We start from the raw sequence: 14,775 nt of genomic DNA on the forward strand, positions 1-14,775 counted from the left end.
GCACGGCAGCGATCGCCGCATCCGGACAGAGCTCAGTGGAGGTCGGATTAGGGGCGGCGCCGCCGGAGGGGCGCCCGGTCAGCCGGACCGCGGCGGGGACCAGACCCCTTCGGCCGTACCGGCGTTGACGCGGGCCTCGTAGATCACGACCTTGGCGTGGACGACCTGGAGGCAGGCGTCGAGCTCGGCGATCTTGGCGCGCACGTCGGCCTCGTGGCGCTGGAGGACCTTGAGGCGCTCGGCCTCGTTCCCGGGCCCGGCGGCCACCAGGCCCGCGAACTCGCGGATGGTCGCGATCGGCATGCCCGAGTCGCGCAGGCGGTTGAGCAGCGCGATCCAGTCGACGTCGGTCTCGTCGAAGACCCGGCGCCCGGCGGCCGAGCGCGGGATCTCCCGCAGGAACAGGCCCTCGCGCTCGAAGAAGCGGAGCGCGTGCACGCTCAGGCCGGTGGCCTCGGCGACCTCGCCGATCGAGAGTCCCTGGACGTCCATGGGCGACATCCTAGCCCGGTCCCGCCCGCCGTGATATTTAGCGGTCAACCGGCTTCCACCTGTCGAAATGGTTTGTCGAACGGGCCGATCGGATGCAAGCTGGTCCGGTGCCCGGCCCCGCTCGGGCACCCGTACGCCCGAAACATTCGATTGGACCGACGTGACCGAATCCTCCGTGCGCGAGCGCTCGCCCGGCACCGACCCCGTCCTGACGCGCTGGCGCAACGCCGTGTTCACGATCTTCGCGCTGTCGGGGTTCGTGTTCGCCAACTGGGCGGCGCGGGTGCCGAACATCCGCGACATCCTCGGGGCCTCGACGCAGGAGATGGGGGTCCTCATCCTCGGGCTCTCGGGGGGCGCGATCCTCGGGCTCGTCGCCTCCAGCCACGTGATCACGCACCTGGGCGTCAACCGGGCGATCCGCTGGTTCCTGGCGACCGCGGCCGTCGGGCTCATCGGTGCCGGGCTCATCGCCGGTTTCGTCCCGAACTTCTGGCTCCTGTTCGCCGCCCTCATGGTCTCGGGCGCGGGCAACTCGGTCCTCGACGTGGCGATGAACGTCGCCGGCGCGGCCAACGAGCGGCGCATCGGCAAGACCCTGATGCCGATGTTCCACGCCGGGTTCAGCGTCGGCACCATGCTCGGCGCCGGCTGCGGCGCCCTGACCGAGCAGCTCGGCATCCCCGTCGCGGCCCACCTCGGCGTCACCGGCGCCCTGGTCATCGCCGTCGACCTCTGGGTGGTCCGGTACCTCCAGCCCGCCGAGGAGCCGCACGAGCCGGGGACGGCCGCCGGCTGGCGCACCCGACTGTCCGCCTGGACGGACCCGCGGATCCTCCTCATCGGCCTCATCATCCTCGGCATGGCCTTCACCGAGGGCACCGCGAACGACTGGCTCGGTCTGGCGATGGTCGACGGCTACGGCCTGACCAACCCCGGCGGGGCCGCGGTCTTCGCCGTGTTCGTCACCGCCATGACCGCCGGGCGGATGTTCGGCGGAGCCGCGCTCGACCGGTTCGGGCGCGTCCCGGTCCTGGCCGGGTCGGCGTTCCTGGCGTTCGCCGGGCTCCTGCTGGTGATCATCGGCCCGACCGCGCCGATCGCGATCGCCGGATCGGTCCTGTGGGGCTTGGGCGCCTCGCTCGGCTTCCCCGTCGGCATGTCCGCCGCCGCCGACGACCCGCGCAAGGCCACCGCGAACGTCGCCGCCGTCGCCACCATCGGCTACCTGGCGTTCCTCGTCGGCCCGCCGCTCATCGGCCTCCTCGGCGACAGCGTCGGCCTGCGCAAGGCGTTCCTCGTGGTCCTCGTCCTGGTCGCGGTCGCCCTCATCTGCTCCCCCGCCGCCCGCAAGCCGAAGGTCCCCGCCGAGGACGGCGGGGACCGCGCGTGACGGCGGCGCCGGAACCCGGCGCCGCGATCATTCGCTGCGCAGCGCTTCGGCGATGGTCAGGCGGGCGGCCCGGCGCGCCGGCAGGTAGGCCCCGGCGACCGCGATCGCGAGCCCCGCGAGCGCCAGGAGCACGAGCAGCGGCGCGTTCCAGGTCCGCAGCAGCGAGTCCGGCATGTCGATCTGCGAGGCCGCCGCGGCCAGGCGCATGACCTGCCGGTGCGCGAGCACCCCGAGGCCGATGCCGGCGAGGCCGCCGATCACGCCGAGGGCCGCCATCGACGTCACCATCATCGCCTCGACCTGCCGCGGGGTCATCCCGATCGACTTGAGCATCGCCAGGTCGCGGCGGCGCTCGCGGGCGTCGAGGGCGACGGTGTTGAAGACCCCGAGGGCCGCGACCGCGCCCAGCATCAGCGCGAAGGCCGTGGCGAGGGCGACCACGGCGATGCCGGTCGCGTCCGACTGCCGCGTGGTCTGCCCGAACAGGCCCTCGTCCTCGACGGCGGCCAGGAACGCGGCCGGGTCGGTCCCGGACTCGAGCGCGACCTCGTAGACGATCGGCTGCCCCAGGCCCTCGACGTCCGGAGCCAGGCCGGTCAGGATGCCCCAGTCGGTGTAGACGGTGCCGGTGCCGCTGCCCATGACGACGCCGACGACCGACACGGTCGCGGTGCGGCCGTCGAGTTCGAGGGTGATCTCGTCCCCGGGCTCCACGCCGTTCTGGTGGACGAGCTTCGAGGAGACCACGGCCTCGCCGGGTGCGCCGAGCCAGCGGCCGTCCACGAGCTGCTCGTCGAACCCCATGTCAGAGGAGTCGCCGCGGATGAACCACAGCGTCGGCGTCTTCGCGAAGCCGAGCGCCGACACCGGCATCCGCAGGTTCGCCGTCACATTCGACACGTCCTCCATGCCCGCCAGCAGCGCCTCGGTCTCCCGGTCGCCCAGGGCGGTCCCCGATTCTGCGGCGGGACCGCCCGGGCCGCCCAGCACCTCGACCTCGGCGGCCTCGTGCCGCTGGATCATGGCGTCGACCTCGGTCGCGAACGCGGCCAGGCCGGCCGTGAAGGTCGCGGTCGTCACCCCGAGCACCACGGCCGCGGCCGTCAGCGCGGTGCGGCCGGGCCGCGCGAACGGCAGCCCCAGACCCAGGCTCACCGAGCGCGGCAGCGGCGTCCCGCTGAGCCGCCGCTGCACGCGCAGGCCGCGCCCGCTGCGGGGCGCGCCGCCCGCGCTGATCGCCTCGGCTGCCGAGAGCCGGTGGGCGCGCAGCGCGGGCGCCAGCGCGGCCAGGACCACCAGCAGCGGCATCCCCGCGAACGCGGCGGCGTCAGCCCACGGGCTGACCGTAGGGGACCCGAGCCCGGCGTCGCGGAACGTGTCGGCCATGACGCCCGTCGCCAGCAGGTGCCCGAGCACGGTGCCGATCGCGGCGCCGGCGAGCGCCGGGAGCGACACCATCGCCAGGTACACCAGCACCACTTGGCGCGGCGTGAAGCCGAGGGCCTTGAGGATGCCGATGTGGCGCAGCCCCGAGACCACCGCGCCGCCGACCACGTTGGCGACGATGAGGACCGCCACGGCGAGCCCCAGGATCCCGAACACGGTGAGCAGCACCAGGAAGATGCCGAGCTCCGCGGAGACGTCCTCTTTGAGGGCGAGGTAGGACTGGGCGCCGGTGAACGCGTCGGCGGGCACGGCGGCGGTGATCGCGGCCAGGGCCTCGTCGATGTCGGCGTCGGTCTCGTGCTCGGTGAGGCGGTACAGCATCTGGGTCGCGGTGGGGCCCATGGCGGCCATCTGGTCGGCGGTGACCCAGGCGCCGGCGGTCCGGCCGAAGCTGGAGGCGAAGCCCACTACGGTGAAGCCGGTGCCGTCCGAGGCGGTGAGATCGGTGCCGACCTGGAACGGCGACGCCGAGCTGCCCTGGTCGGCGAACGCGCTGCTCAGCACGATCTCGCCAGGGGCCTCCGCCCAGCGGCCCTCGCGCAGGTCGACGCGGTCGACCGGCCCGCCCGGATCGTCCCGGCCCGCGATCGTGACCGGGAGCTGGACGCCGTGCTCGCCCGGCAGCTCGAGGACGGTGGCGATCTGCCCGAAGGGTCCGGCCGCGGCCGAGACGCCCTCGAGGCCGGCGGTCGCGGCCACGTCGGCGTCGGAGGCCAGCGCGGCGTCGAAGGTGACGGTCACGTGGGCGCTGCGCTGCTCGGCGAAGACCCGGTCGAACGGTTCGGAGGAGGCCGCGAGGAGGGCCAGCGCGGCCACGGCGGTCGCGCTCGAGAACAGGACGACGAGTGCGATGGCGAGGGTCTGGAAGCGGCGTCGGCGCACCGCCGCGCGCACGACCGACCAGACGGCGCTCACGACGCGCGCTCCAGGGTGCGCTCGCCGACGATGCGCCCGTCGGCGAACTCCACGATGCGGCCGGCGCAGCGGACGGCCAGGTTCGGGTCGTGGGTGACGATCAGGAGGGTCTGGCCGATCTGGTTGAGGTCGATGAGAAGGTCCATGACCTGCTCCCCCGCCTGGCTGTCGAGGGCGCCGGTCGGCTCGTCGGCCAGGAGCAGGGCCGGGCGGTTGACCAGGGCGCGGGCGACGGCGGCGCGCTGGCGCTCGCCGCCGGAGAGCGTGGCCGGGTACAGGTCGCGCCGGTCGGCGATGCCGAGTTCGTCGAGCAGGTCGAGGGCGCGCTTGCGGGCCTGCGGGGCGCGGGCGCCGGCGAGCTGGGCGGCCAGGGCCACGTTGTCGAGGACGGTGAGGTCGTCGAGGAGGTTGAAGAACTGGAAGATCATGCTGATGGTGCGGCGGCGGAACAGGGAGCGGCCGGTCTCGTCGAGACCGCCGATCTCCTTGCCGTCGACGGTGACCGTCCCGGAGGTGGGTCGGTCGAGGCCCGCGATCATGTTGAGCATCGTGGACTTGCCGGAGCCGGAGGGCCCCATGACGGCGAGGGCCTCGCCGCGGCGGATGGTGAGGGAGACGTCGTCCAGGGCGGTGGTGTCGCCGTACTCCTTGCGGAGCCGGTCGAGTTCGACCAGGACGGGAGGGGGGTCGGTCGCATCGTTCATGCCGTCAACGTACGGCCGGGCGCGGGGCGGTCGCATCGGTCGCGGGAGGCATGTTCGCAGGCGGGTCATCCCGGCGATGTACGGGCGTGGACCCCGCGACCGATGCGCGGCCGGGAGCGGGCCTGCGAGACTTGACCGGTGTGGACATTCGGAGCGATCCTCGCGTCGGCGTGCGCGGTCGCGCTGGGCGCGGCGCTGTTGCGTTCCCGTCTGGCGCACCGGAAGGCGCTGGAGGAGCAGCGGTGGCTGCTCGAGCGGGAGCGGGCGAACGCGACCCGGGTGGCCGTCGGCGCCGAGCGGGAGCGGATCGCCAGGGAGCTGCACGACATCGTGAGCCACAACGTGAGCCTGATGGTGGTCCAGTCCGCGGCCGCGCGCGAGGTGCTCCAGGCGATGCCCGAGGCGGCCGCGGAGGCGATGGCCGCGGTCGAGGAGGCCGGCCGTTCGGCGCTGACCGAGCTGCGGCACCTGCTGGGCGTGCTCGCACCGGCGCAGGGCGGCGAGGACGACGGGACCGGGCTGGGTCCCCAGCCGGGACTGGACCGGCTCGATTCGCTGGTCGACCGGTTCGCGTTCGCGGGGCTGCCGGTGGAGGTGCGGATCTCGGGGTCGCCGCGGGCGCTGCCGCCGGGGATCGACGTGACGGCGTACCGGATCGTGCAGGAGGCGCTGACGAACGCGCTCAAGCACGCCGAGGGCTCGCAGGCGCAGGTGACGGTGCGCTACAGCGACCGCTCGCTGCGCGTGGAGGTGCTCAACGGCGGGCCGAGCGTCCTCACCGGCGACCGCCCGCCGCGTGCGGACCGGCCGGGCGCGGGCCGGGGGCTGGTGGGGCTGCGGGAGCGCGTGGGCGTGTACGGCGGCGACCTCGACGCGCGGCGGCGGCTCGGCGGCGGTTTCCGGGTGCGGGCGCGGCTGCCGCTGGGGCGGCCGTGAGCGGCGGGCCGCGGGTGCTGGTCGCCGACGACCAGGCGCTGGTGCGGGCGGGCTTCCGGATGATCCTGACGGCGCGGGGCATCGAGGTGGTGGGCGAGGCCGCGGACGGTGCCGAGGCCGTCGCGGCGGTGCGCCGGCTCGTCCCGGACGTGGTGCTCCTCGACATCCGAATGCCCAATATGGACGGACTGGAGGCGGCGCGGCGTATCCTCGCGCTCACGCCCTCGTGCCGGGTGATCATGCTGACGACCTTCGACCTCGACCGGTACGTGTACGCGGCGCTCGCGGCGGGGGCGAGCGGGTTCCTGCTCAAGGACGTCACGGCCGAGCACCTGGCCGCCGCGGTGCGGCTGGTGGGGACCGGGGACGCCCTGCTCGCGCCGTCGATCACCCGCCGCCTCGTGGAGCGGTTCGCGGCCGAGCAGCCGCCGGGCGCGGCCGCGGCCCACGGCCGCCTGCGGGAGCTGACGCCGCGGGAGCTGGAAGTCCTCGGGCTCCTGGGGCGGGGCCTGTCGAACGGCGAACTGGCCGAGCGGCTGACGCTGAGCGAGGCCACGGTCAAGACCCACGTCGCCCGGATCTTCGCCAAACTCGGGCTTCGCGACCGGGCCCAGGCGGTGGTCGTCGCGTACGAGACGGGCCTGGTGGTCCCCGGAGGCGGCGGGCCGCAGGACTGAGCGCCGGTGCGGCGAGCGGACCCGGCCGGACGGCGGCCGCCCGGGACGCTCGACCCCTGAAGGGGCCGAAGTCGTCCGGTTCGGACGGCTGTCCGGCCGGGTTCCCTCAACCGAGTCCGCAGGAGGGACACCGGCGGCGCCGACGCAGGTGATACGCGAGGGCGGCCGCGCCGAGCCCGGCGCCCCACAGGGGGAAGAACAGCTGCGGGACGTACATCGCCCAGGAGTCCCAGGCGATGTCGGCGCCCCCGAGGGTGTAGTGGCGGACATAGGAGAGCCCGGTCGAGGTGATCAGGAGGGCGATCACCGAAGCCGGGACGATCGCCGTGCGCGGGCGCACCGTCCGGCCCCGCAGCCCCGGCATCCAGCGCGGATACACTTCGCCCCACTTCTGGACCAGGCCCAGCGTGAGCACCGCGCCGCCGAGCGCCAGCGTCGCGAGCAGGGCGCCGGCCCACCAGATGCCCGGGCTTTCGGCCTCCAGCTCGTCCAGGCCCTCCTGGGGCACCCCGAGCGGGATGTCGAGCGCCCACGCCCACCTCGTGGCGGCGTACCCGACCGGCACGGCGACGGCGACCGCGACGGCCCAGCGGCCCCATCGAGCGGCGGCCGCCGGCGAGGTCCACCGGGACGCCTCCCGGTCGGATCGCCCGCAGCGCCGGCACGCGTCGTCGAGCCGCCGCCGGTGGGCGACGGCGGTTCCCGCCCACAGCAGGCCGCCCGCCATCAGCACGAGCTGGTTGACGACCGGCCAGGGCAGGAACGCGGAGAAGTAGTCCGCGGCCGTGAGGTCGTCGGGGACCAGGCCCAGTGGCGTTCCGATCAGCATCATGGGCGCGCGGATGAGGGCGATCATCGGCCGGGAGTCGGGGATCAGGACCGTCAGGCCCGCGGCCAGCGTCCAGGCGAACGCGGTCGGGCCGACCAGTCGGCGCCGCGGCCGCGGGCGGCTCATCGCCACCGCGATCACGGCTCCGAGCAGGCCCAGCGATGCCGCCGCCCATCCCGTCGGCTCCGGCTCGGCGCCGGCGAGGAGCGTGTTCTCCTCACCGAACGGGAAGGCGGCGCCGCCCAGCGCCCAGGAAAGGCCCAGCAGGCCGTAGGCGCCGGACCACACGGCCGTGACGTATCCGATCCATTGTGGCCAGTTCGTGGCGGTTCTCTTGCGGTGCTCGGCTTCAGCGTCCGAGGTGCTCATGGTCATGCGTAATTGTGGACGTTCGGCGAGGTCCGGCGCATGTGCCGTTGTGCAGCGATTTCGTCCGGCGGAACCGCTACGCCTGTGCCGTTGGGCATGGGCCGGGCCGTCCGGATGCGGATAGAGTCGAGCGGTGGCGACAGGGCAGCTCGATGCGTGAAGGACCGCACTGGCGAGTACGTGCCGCGGTCGTCGCCGCCACGGGGGTGGCGGCGGCCGGACTGGGCATGACGCCGTTCTTCAGCGCCTGGATGACCGTACCGGCGGCGACGGCCGTGGCGGGCGCTCTCGCAGTGATGGTCGCGGGGCCCCGTGCGCATGGCGCGACGGTGTGCGTCACCGGCGCCGTCGCGGTGGTCTCGTTGACGGCGACCGCGGGCATGATCCTCATGGATGCGACGTACGCGGAGCACGCCCGCGCCGCGACAGTGTGGGCGGTGGCCGAATCCTCGGCGCTGCTCGCCTTGATCGCGGTGACGGTGCGGGTCGCCCCTCGGAGCACCGGGAGTGCGGCGGCCGCCGCGGCGGCCGGACTGGCCGTCCCGGCATGGCTGCTGCGATTCACGTCGGGCCCGTGGGAACCGGAGATGCTGGCCGGGCTGGCGGTGTGGGCACTGGCGGGCGCGCTGGGGGCGACCGTCGGCCTCTACCTGCGAGCACTGGACGAGCGCCGGATCCGGGCCGTGGCCGAGGCGCGGAGCGTCCAGCGCCTCCAGCTCGCCCGCGACCTGCACGACTTCGTCGCGCACGACATCAGCGCCATGCTGGCGCAGGCGCACGCCGGCCAGATCCTCATCGAACGGGACACGGCCGCCGCGGCGGACGCGTTCCGGTCCATCGCGGACAGCGGGGAACGGGCCATGGCGTCCATGGACCGCGCCGTGCATGCGCTCCACGACGCCGAGGTCGGCGATCTCCGGTCCCTGGTGCCGGCGCTGACCGACCTCCCCGGACTCGCGGCGAGGTTCTCGGCCGCCGGTGCCGCGCAGGTGCGCCTCGACCTCGACCCGGATCTCGAGGCGCTGCCCGGCGAGATCACGGGCCTGGCGTATCGGATCGTCGTGGAGGCGCTCACCAACGTGCGCCGGCACGCGAACCGGGCGCAGCGCGTGGACGTGGCAGTGCACCGCACCGCCTCCGGGATCGCGATCACGGTCGCCGACGACGGTCCTGGACCGCGATCGGCGCCGGCCCCGCGCCGCAGCGGTCTGGGCCTCGCAGGGCTCACCGCGCGGGCGAGGACCCTCGGGGGATCGCTCGCGGCAGGCCCGGCCGAACCGACCGGCTGGCAGGTCACGGCGTTCCTGCCGGTTTCGACGCACCGTCCGGAGCACCATGGGTAGCACCCCGATTCGCGTGCTGATCGCCGACGACCAGGCAGAGGTCAGGGGCGCGTTCCGCATCATCATCGACGCCGAGCCGGACATGGCCGTGGTCGCCGAGGCGGCCGACGGCGCCTCGGCCGTCGACCAGGCCCGCCACCTCAGGCCCGACGTGGCACTGGTCGACATCCGGATGCCGCGGATGGACGGACTCGAGGTGACCCGCCGGCTCGCCGGACCAGAGGTCGCCGACCCGATACCGGTCGTCATCGTCACCACGTTCGACCTCGACGAGTACGTCCACTCGGCGCTGTACCACGGCGCGTGCGGCTTCCTCCTGAAGCGCTCCGGTCCCGCCCTGCTCACGGCGGCGGTCCGCGCGGCCGCGGTCGGCGACACCCTCATCAGCCCGCAGATCACGGTCCGCCTGCTGCGCCATTTGCGGGGGCGCGGCGGTTCGCCGAAGGAGCGGGCCGCCCCCGGGCTGACGGAACGGGAGATCGAGATCGCCCGCATCCTCGCGCACGGCAAGACGAACGCCGAGATCGCCGCCGAGCTGTCGCTCGCTCCAGGCACGGTCAAGAACCACGTCGCCGCCATTCAGCGCAAGCTCGGCACGCGCAACCGGGTGGGAATCGCCGCGTGGGCCTGGGGAACCGGTGTCGTGGGCGACGATCGCCGAGGACCATGAGCCGGCGCGGTCGGCGCCGCTGGTCAGCCTTCGAGCCCGGTCAGCCTTTGAGCCAGGTCGCCCAGGTCGGGACCGCGTCGAGCATCGTGGTCAGGGCGGTGACGGAGCCGCGCAGGTCCCGCCCGAACTGCGCCTGCTGCTCGGCGCTGCCGCCGCGGTGGCCGCAGGCCATCCACAGCTGCCACGCGGCCGAGGACAGGCGGCCGGCGAGGATGCCGATGAACGCCGACTCGCCGGCGTCCTGGATCCGGCCGCCCGCGGCGGCGTAGCCGGCGAGGCAGGCGTCGATGCTGGCCCGGTCGGGCTCCATGACGCCGAGTCCGGGGGCGCCCATCTCGATGGCGATCGCGACGAGCTCCCACCAAGGCACGTTCGGTCCGCCGGAGTCGAAGTCGATGAGCTTCGGGCCGTCGGGGGTCACCATGATGTTCAGGTGGCTGAAGTCGCCGTGGACGACCAGCGTGGCGGGCTTCGCGGCGACGGCGGCTTCGCCGATGGCGGCGATCCGCAGCGCGGCGTCCTTGAGCGCGCGGGCCCCGGCGGCGTCGAGGACGCCCAGGTCCCGCGCCTGACCGAGCCATTCGTCCCAGTCGGATTCGGGGTGGAACCGGAAGGCGTAGTCGCCGGCTCCGTCCGGATCGGGGGCGATCGCGAGCCGTTCGAGGGCCGCGAAGGTCGCGCCGGCCCATTCGGCGAGGTGCGGCGGGACGGGGGCGGGGGCGGGCGCCCCTTCGAGGAATCGCGCGGCCCGGGCGTGCACACCGTCGCCGACCGGCGCCCACATGCCGGACGCGTCACCGGCGGGGAAGAACGGCTCGGCCATGTCGACGCCGGCCCGCCAGGCCGCGGCCTCCAGCCGCCCGGTCTGCGCCACGTCGTCGAACCAGTAGTCGCCGTGCGGCGCTATGGCCTTGACCACCCACGCGCCGGAGTCGGTCTCGAGCCGCCACACGGGCGACAGTTCATCGCGTTTGAGGATGCCGACCGGTCCGCGGAGGTCGCCGAGGCCGAGTGCGGCCGCTGCCGCTGCTGGTTCCATGGCGGCCATTCAACCGCGACGCGATGTTCGGGCACAACCGAATTGCGGCCCGACGGACGGCCCCGATTTAGACTCTGTCTAAACTGCGAGTAAGTTGTTGTTTAGACCCGGTGTAGGGCCGCCCTGGCAGGGGTTCGGGGCCCCCGGCGATCGAGGAGGGAACTTTTTTCATGTCTCAGGACCACGAGGCCATCGTCCACGACCCGGACGCGGGGGCCGAGTCGAAGTGCCCCGTCGCGCACGGTCGGGCGCCCGTCCCGGCGCAGGGCGGCGGGAACCGCGGCTGGTGGCCGGACCGGCTCAACCTGCGGCTCCTGGCCAAGAACCCGGCCGAGGGCAACCCCCTCGGCGAGGACTTCGACTACCGCGAGGCGTTCCTGTCGCTCGACCTCGACGCGGTCAAGGCCGACATCGAGCAGGTCCTGACGACCTCGCAGGACTGGTGGCCGGCCGACTTCGGGCACTACGGCCCGCTCATCATCCGCATGGCCTGGCACAGCGCGGGCACCTACCGCATCAGCGACGGCCGCGGCGGCGCCGGCTCCGGCCAGCAGCGCTTCGCACCCCTGAACTCCTGGCCCGACAACGGCAACCTCGACAAGGCCCGCCGCCTGCTGTGGCCGGTCAAGCAGAAGTACGGCCAGCGCCTGTCCTGGGCCGACCTCATGATCCTGGCCGGGAACGTGGCGCTGGAGTCCATGGGCTTCCAGACGTTCGGGTTCGCCGGCGGCCGCGAGGACGTGTGGGAGCCGGACGAGGACGTGTACTGGGGCCCGGAGACCACCTGGCTGGGCGACGCCCGTTACTCGGGCGACCGCGAGCTGGAGAACCCGCTCGCCGCGGTGCAGATGGGCCTGATCTACGTCAACCCCGAGGGCCCGAACGGCGAGCCCGACCCGATCGCGGCGGCCCGCGACATCCGCGAGACCTTCGCGCGCATGGCCATGAACGACGAGGAGACCGTCGCGCTCATCGCGGGCGGCCACACCTTCGGCAAGACCCACGGCGCCGGCCCGGCCGAGCACGTCGGCGCCGAGCCCGAGGGCGCCGCGCTCGAGGAGCAGGGCCTGGGCTGGAAGAGCACCTACGGGACCGGCAAGGGCGGCGACGCCATCACCTCCGGCCTCGAGGGCATCTGGACCAACACGCCGACCCAGTGGGACAACAGCTTCTTCGAGATCCTGTTCGGCCACGAATGGGAGCTGTTCAAGTCCCCCGCCGGCGCCCACCAGTGGCGGCCGAAGGACGGCGGCGGCGCCGGGACCGTCCCGGACGCGCACGACCCGACCAAGAAGCACCAGCCGACGATGCTCACCACGGACCTGTCGCTGCGGTTCGACCCGGTCTACGAGCCGATCTCGCGCCGCTTCAAGGACAACCCGCAGGAGTTCGCGGACGCGTTCGCGCGCGCCTGGTTCAAACTGACCCACCGCGACATGGGCCCGAAGGTCCGCTACCTCGGCCCCGAGGTCCCCGAAGAGGACCTGATCTGGCAGGACCCGCTGCCGGAGGCCGACCACGACCCGATCACCGAGGCCGACATCCCCGACCTGGAGGCGCGGATCCTCGACTCGGGCCTGACCGTGCAGCAGCTCGTCTCGACCGCGTGGGCCGCGGCGTCCTCGTTCCGCGGCAGCGACAAGCGCGGCGGCGCCAACGGCGCCCGCATCCGCCTCCAGCCGCAGCGCGGCTGGACGGTGAACGAGCCCGACAAGCTCGGCCTCGTGCTCGGCAAACTCGAGGAGGTCAAGGAGGCGTTCAACTCGGCGCAGCTCGACCGCAAGCGCGTCTCGCTGGCCGACCTGATCGTCCTCGGCGGCACCGTCGCGGTCAAGAAGGCGGCCAAGGACGCCGGGTTCGACATCGAGGTGCCGTTCGCGCCCGGCCGCGTCGACGCGACCGAGGAGCAGACCGACGCGGACTCGTTCGCGCCGCTCGAGCCGACCCACGACGGGTTCCGCAACTACCTCGGCAAGGGCCACCGCATCCCCGCGGAGTTCCTGCTGGTCGACAAGGCGAACCTGCTCACGCTGACCGCCCCGGAGATGACCGTCCTCGTCGGCGGCCTGCGCGTCCTGGGCGCGAACTACGAGGGCGCCCCGCACGGCGTGTTCACCGACCGCCCCGGGCAGCTGACGAACGACTTCTTCCGCAACCTGCTGGCGCCGGGCGTGACCTGGAAGGTCGCCGACGACTCGACGTACGAGGCCCACGACGACGCCACCGGCGAGATCAAGTGGACCGGCACCCGCGTGGACCTGCTGTTCGGCTCGAACTCCGAGCTGCGGGCCCTCGCCGAGGTCTACGGCAGCGACGACGCCGCCGAGAAGTTCGTGAAGGACTTCGCGGCCGCATGGGTCAAGGTCATGAACCTCGACCGTTTCGACCTGCACCGCTAGGAGACCGCGCAGGGGAGGCGGGCCGGTCGGCCCGCCTCCCCTGTCGCCGTCCGCGGTCGGCGACGGCCGCCGGGATGCCCGCGCGTCAGCGGCGTGCGGTGCGAACGGCGAGCCACCCGGCCATGGCGCGGACGCCGTGGCCGATCGCGCGCTCGTCGGGGTCGAAGGTCGGGAAGTGCGGTGCGGCGGTCACGATGTCGGCGCCCGGGCGCAGGACCCCGAGGAAGCTGAAGGTGCCGGGGACCTCGTCGAGGAAGAGCGCGTAGTCCTCGCCGTTGAACGGGAACGCGGCGTGCATGACCGCGGTCGAGTCGCGGCCGGTGGCGCGGCGCAGGTGGCGCCCGAGGGCGTGGGCCTCGCGTTCGGGGCAGACCATCGCCGGGAACGGATCGGTCGGGAACTCGACCTCCGCGTCCCCGTAGCCCGCCGCGGCGGCTCCGACCGCTTCGCGGATCTCGGTGTGGCGCTCTTCGGGCCAGCAGCGGTACACGACCTCGACGGTCGCCCGATCCTCGGTCGGGTCCTCCCCGGGGAAGGCACGCATGAAGATGAACTCCGCGAGCGGCCCGTCCGGGGTCTGGACGTCGGCCATGAGCCGTGCGACGTCGTCCGACGTCTCCGGGAACGGCACCGTGTTCAGCGCGCCGATGTCGGCGGCGAGCCGCTCGGCCCGCCCGGCGGCGTCGGCACCGGTCAGCACCACCCGGCCCCGGTCCTGGCCCGGCAGGCCCGACCCCGGAGTGAGGGCGACGACGCCCAGCGGGAACGGGCCGCAGTGGAGGCCGTGGATCTCCTCGGGGGCGAACCGCTCCATCACGCCTTCGGCGATCATCGCCCGCGCGCCCTTCAGCGACTCCTCGGCGGGCTGGAAGAAGAACACGACGGTGCCGCTCAGCTCCCGGCGCAGGCCCGCGAGCACTTGTGCCACACCGACGCCGATCGCGGTGTGGAGGTCGTGCCCGCACAGGTGCTCGGCCGCGGGGTTCCCGCTCACCGGGTCGGCGCCGGGGACGGCGTCCATGTCGGCCCGGTAGGCGACGGTCCGCCCGGGGCGACCGCCTTCGAGCACGCCGACGACACCGTGGCCGCCGATGCCGGGGTGGACGGTCAGGCCCGCGGCGGCGAGGTGCTCGGCGACGAGCGCGGCCGTCCGCTCCTCCTCCCCGGGGCCTTCGGGGTTCGCGTGGAGGTCGCGGCGGAGCGCGATGAGCGCGGGCTCGAGGTCCTCGGTCGCCGCATCGATCTGGCGCTGGCGGATGCCGCATGGTGCGGCGTTCGCGGCACTGGGCGAAGCGGCCGCGACGACGGCGGCCGCGGCGCCGCCGATCACGGCTCGGCGGGTCAGGGATTCGGGTCGGATCATGGTTCCTCCAAGGGTGTCGGCGCTCCTTGCGCGGTCTGGCCGTGTCAGTGTGCGCCGATCGGCCCTTGGAAGTCAGTAGTGCTCGCCCCCGGCTCCACCCTGAAGCCAGCCTCCGCAACATGCCTGCGCCGCAACAGGAGTAGCTTGGGGTCACTCTGGTCGCGCGGCGGGTGCGGGCGGGGCGGCGGACCGGGCGGCGT

At 73.7% G+C, this 14,775-nt stretch carries 12 protein-coding genes; 6 read left to right on the forward strand and 6 right to left on the reverse strand.

Annotated features, from left to right (window positions below; genetic code table 11):
• Positions 1–78 precede the first annotated feature (78 nt).
• Positions 79–492 carry a MerR family transcriptional regulator gene (locus tag GFD30_RS00670; protein WP_227995695.1) on the reverse strand — a complete coding sequence of 138 codons (414 nt, stop codon included), beginning with the start codon at positions 490–492 and terminating at the stop codon, positions 79–81.
• A gap of 160 nt (positions 493–652) precedes the next feature.
• Here GFD30_RS00670 and GFD30_RS00675 point away from each other — a divergent pair, with 160 nt between their 5' ends.
• A complete protein-coding gene (locus GFD30_RS00675; protein ID WP_322632791.1) occupies positions 653–1,885 on the forward strand; it encodes an MFS transporter in 1,233 nt (410 codons plus the stop codon).
• Positions 1,886–1,912: 27 nt separating this feature from the next.
• On the opposite strand, the gene GFD30_RS00680 is transcribed toward GFD30_RS00675, so the two are convergent.
• Both GFD30_RS00680 and GFD30_RS00685 read right to left on the reverse strand, forming a co-directional pair.
• On the reverse strand, positions 1,913–4,246 hold the full coding sequence (locus GFD30_RS00680; RefSeq protein WP_322632792.1) for an ABC transporter permease: 2,334 nt from the start codon (positions 4,244–4,246) through the stop codon (positions 1,913–1,915).
• The gene (locus tag GFD30_RS00685; RefSeq protein ID WP_153023296.1) at positions 4,243–4,950 is read right to left on the reverse strand and encodes an ABC transporter ATP-binding protein; all 708 of its coding nucleotides are present in this window, start codon (positions 4,948–4,950) and stop codon (positions 4,243–4,245) included. The genes GFD30_RS00680 and GFD30_RS00685 overlap by 4 nt, the downstream gene beginning before the upstream one ends.
• A gap of 138 nt (positions 4,951–5,088) precedes the next feature.
• On the opposite strand from GFD30_RS00685, the gene GFD30_RS00690 reads away from it, so the two are divergent.
• Positions 5,089–5,886: a sensor histidine kinase gene (locus tag GFD30_RS00690; protein WP_322632793.1), complete on the forward strand. Its 798-nt coding sequence runs from the start codon at positions 5,089–5,091 to the stop codon at positions 5,884–5,886.
• Positions 5,883–6,563, forward strand: coding sequence for a response regulator transcription factor (locus GFD30_RS00695; RefSeq protein ID WP_322632794.1), 681 nt, complete (start codon positions 5,883–5,885; stop codon positions 6,561–6,563). Before GFD30_RS00690 ends, GFD30_RS00695 begins: the two co-directional genes overlap by 4 nt.
• A gap of 106 nt (positions 6,564–6,669) precedes the next feature.
• Here GFD30_RS00695 and GFD30_RS00700 read toward each other — a convergent pair whose 3' ends face one another.
• Entirely contained in the window at positions 6,670–7,761 is a 1,092-nt protein-coding gene (locus GFD30_RS00700; protein ID WP_194201800.1) for a hypothetical protein, read from the reverse strand.
• A gap of 152 nt (positions 7,762–7,913) precedes the next feature.
• Here GFD30_RS00700 and GFD30_RS00705 point away from each other — a divergent pair, with 152 nt between their 5' ends.
• Both GFD30_RS00705 and GFD30_RS00710 read left to right on the forward strand, forming a co-directional pair.
• Positions 7,914–9,104, forward strand: a complete 1,191-nt coding sequence (locus GFD30_RS00705) for a sensor histidine kinase (RefSeq protein WP_153023298.1) — start codon at positions 7,914–7,916, stop codon at positions 9,102–9,104.
• Entirely contained in the window at positions 9,097–9,774 is a 678-nt protein-coding gene (locus GFD30_RS00710) for a response regulator (protein ID WP_153023299.1), read from the forward strand. Before GFD30_RS00705 ends, GFD30_RS00710 begins: the two co-directional genes overlap by 8 nt.
• Positions 9,775–9,814: 40 nt before the next feature.
• On the opposite strand, the gene GFD30_RS00715 is transcribed toward GFD30_RS00710, so the two are convergent.
• Complete coding sequence (locus GFD30_RS00715) at positions 9,815–10,813, reverse strand: phosphotransferase (protein ID WP_194201801.1); 999 nt, start codon at positions 10,811–10,813, stop codon at positions 9,815–9,817.
• Positions 10,814–10,983: 170 nt separating this feature from the next.
• Between GFD30_RS00715 and katG the strand changes: the two genes are divergently transcribed.
• Positions 10,984–13,212: a catalase/peroxidase HPI gene (gene katG / locus GFD30_RS00720; protein WP_153023301.1), complete on the forward strand. Its 2,229-nt coding sequence runs from the start codon at positions 10,984–10,986 to the stop codon at positions 13,210–13,212.
• An 85-nt stretch (positions 13,213–13,297) separates the two neighbouring features.
• On the opposite strand, the gene GFD30_RS00725 is transcribed toward katG, so the two are convergent.
• Positions 13,298–14,575, reverse strand: a complete 1,278-nt coding sequence (locus GFD30_RS00725) for a M20 metallopeptidase family protein (protein ID WP_153023302.1) — start codon at positions 14,573–14,575, stop codon at positions 13,298–13,300.
• Between the last annotated feature and the right edge of the window lie 200 nt (positions 14,576–14,775).

This window comes from Glycomyces albidus, from assembly GCF_009451885.1.
GTDB classification, from domain to species: Bacteria; Actinomycetota; Actinomycetes; order Mycobacteriales; family Micromonosporaceae; genus Glycomyces; species Glycomyces albidus.

Bases quoted from the DNA above. Each gene is read 5' to 3' on its own strand.
- GFD30_RS00705 (WP_153023298.1), top strand. From the start codon at position 7,914: ATGCGTGAAGGACCGCACTGGCGAGTACGTGCCGCGGTCGTCGCCGCC.
- GFD30_RS00700 (WP_194201800.1), bottom strand. From the start codon at position 7,761: ATGAGCACCTCGGACGCTGAAGCCGAGCACCGCAAGAGAACCGCCACG.
- GFD30_RS00710 (WP_153023299.1), top strand. From the start codon at position 9,097: ATGGGTAGCACCCCGATTCGCGTGCTGATCGCCGACGACCAGGCAGAG.
- GFD30_RS00685 (WP_153023296.1), bottom strand. From the start codon at position 4,950: ATGAACGATGCGACCGACCCCCCTCCCGTCCTGGTCGAACTCGACCGG.
- GFD30_RS00670 (WP_227995695.1), bottom strand. From the start codon at position 492: ATGGACGTCCAGGGACTCTCGATCGGCGAGGTCGCCGAGGCCACCGGC.
- GFD30_RS00715 (WP_194201801.1), bottom strand. From the start codon at position 10,813: ATGGAACCAGCAGCGGCAGCGGCCGCACTCGGCCTCGGCGACCTCCGC.
- katG (WP_153023301.1), top strand. From the start codon at position 10,984: ATGTCTCAGGACCACGAGGCCATCGTCCACGACCCGGACGCGGGGGCC.
- GFD30_RS00725 (WP_153023302.1), bottom strand. From the start codon at position 14,575: ATGATCCGACCCGAATCCCTGACCCGCCGAGCCGTGATCGGCGGCGCC.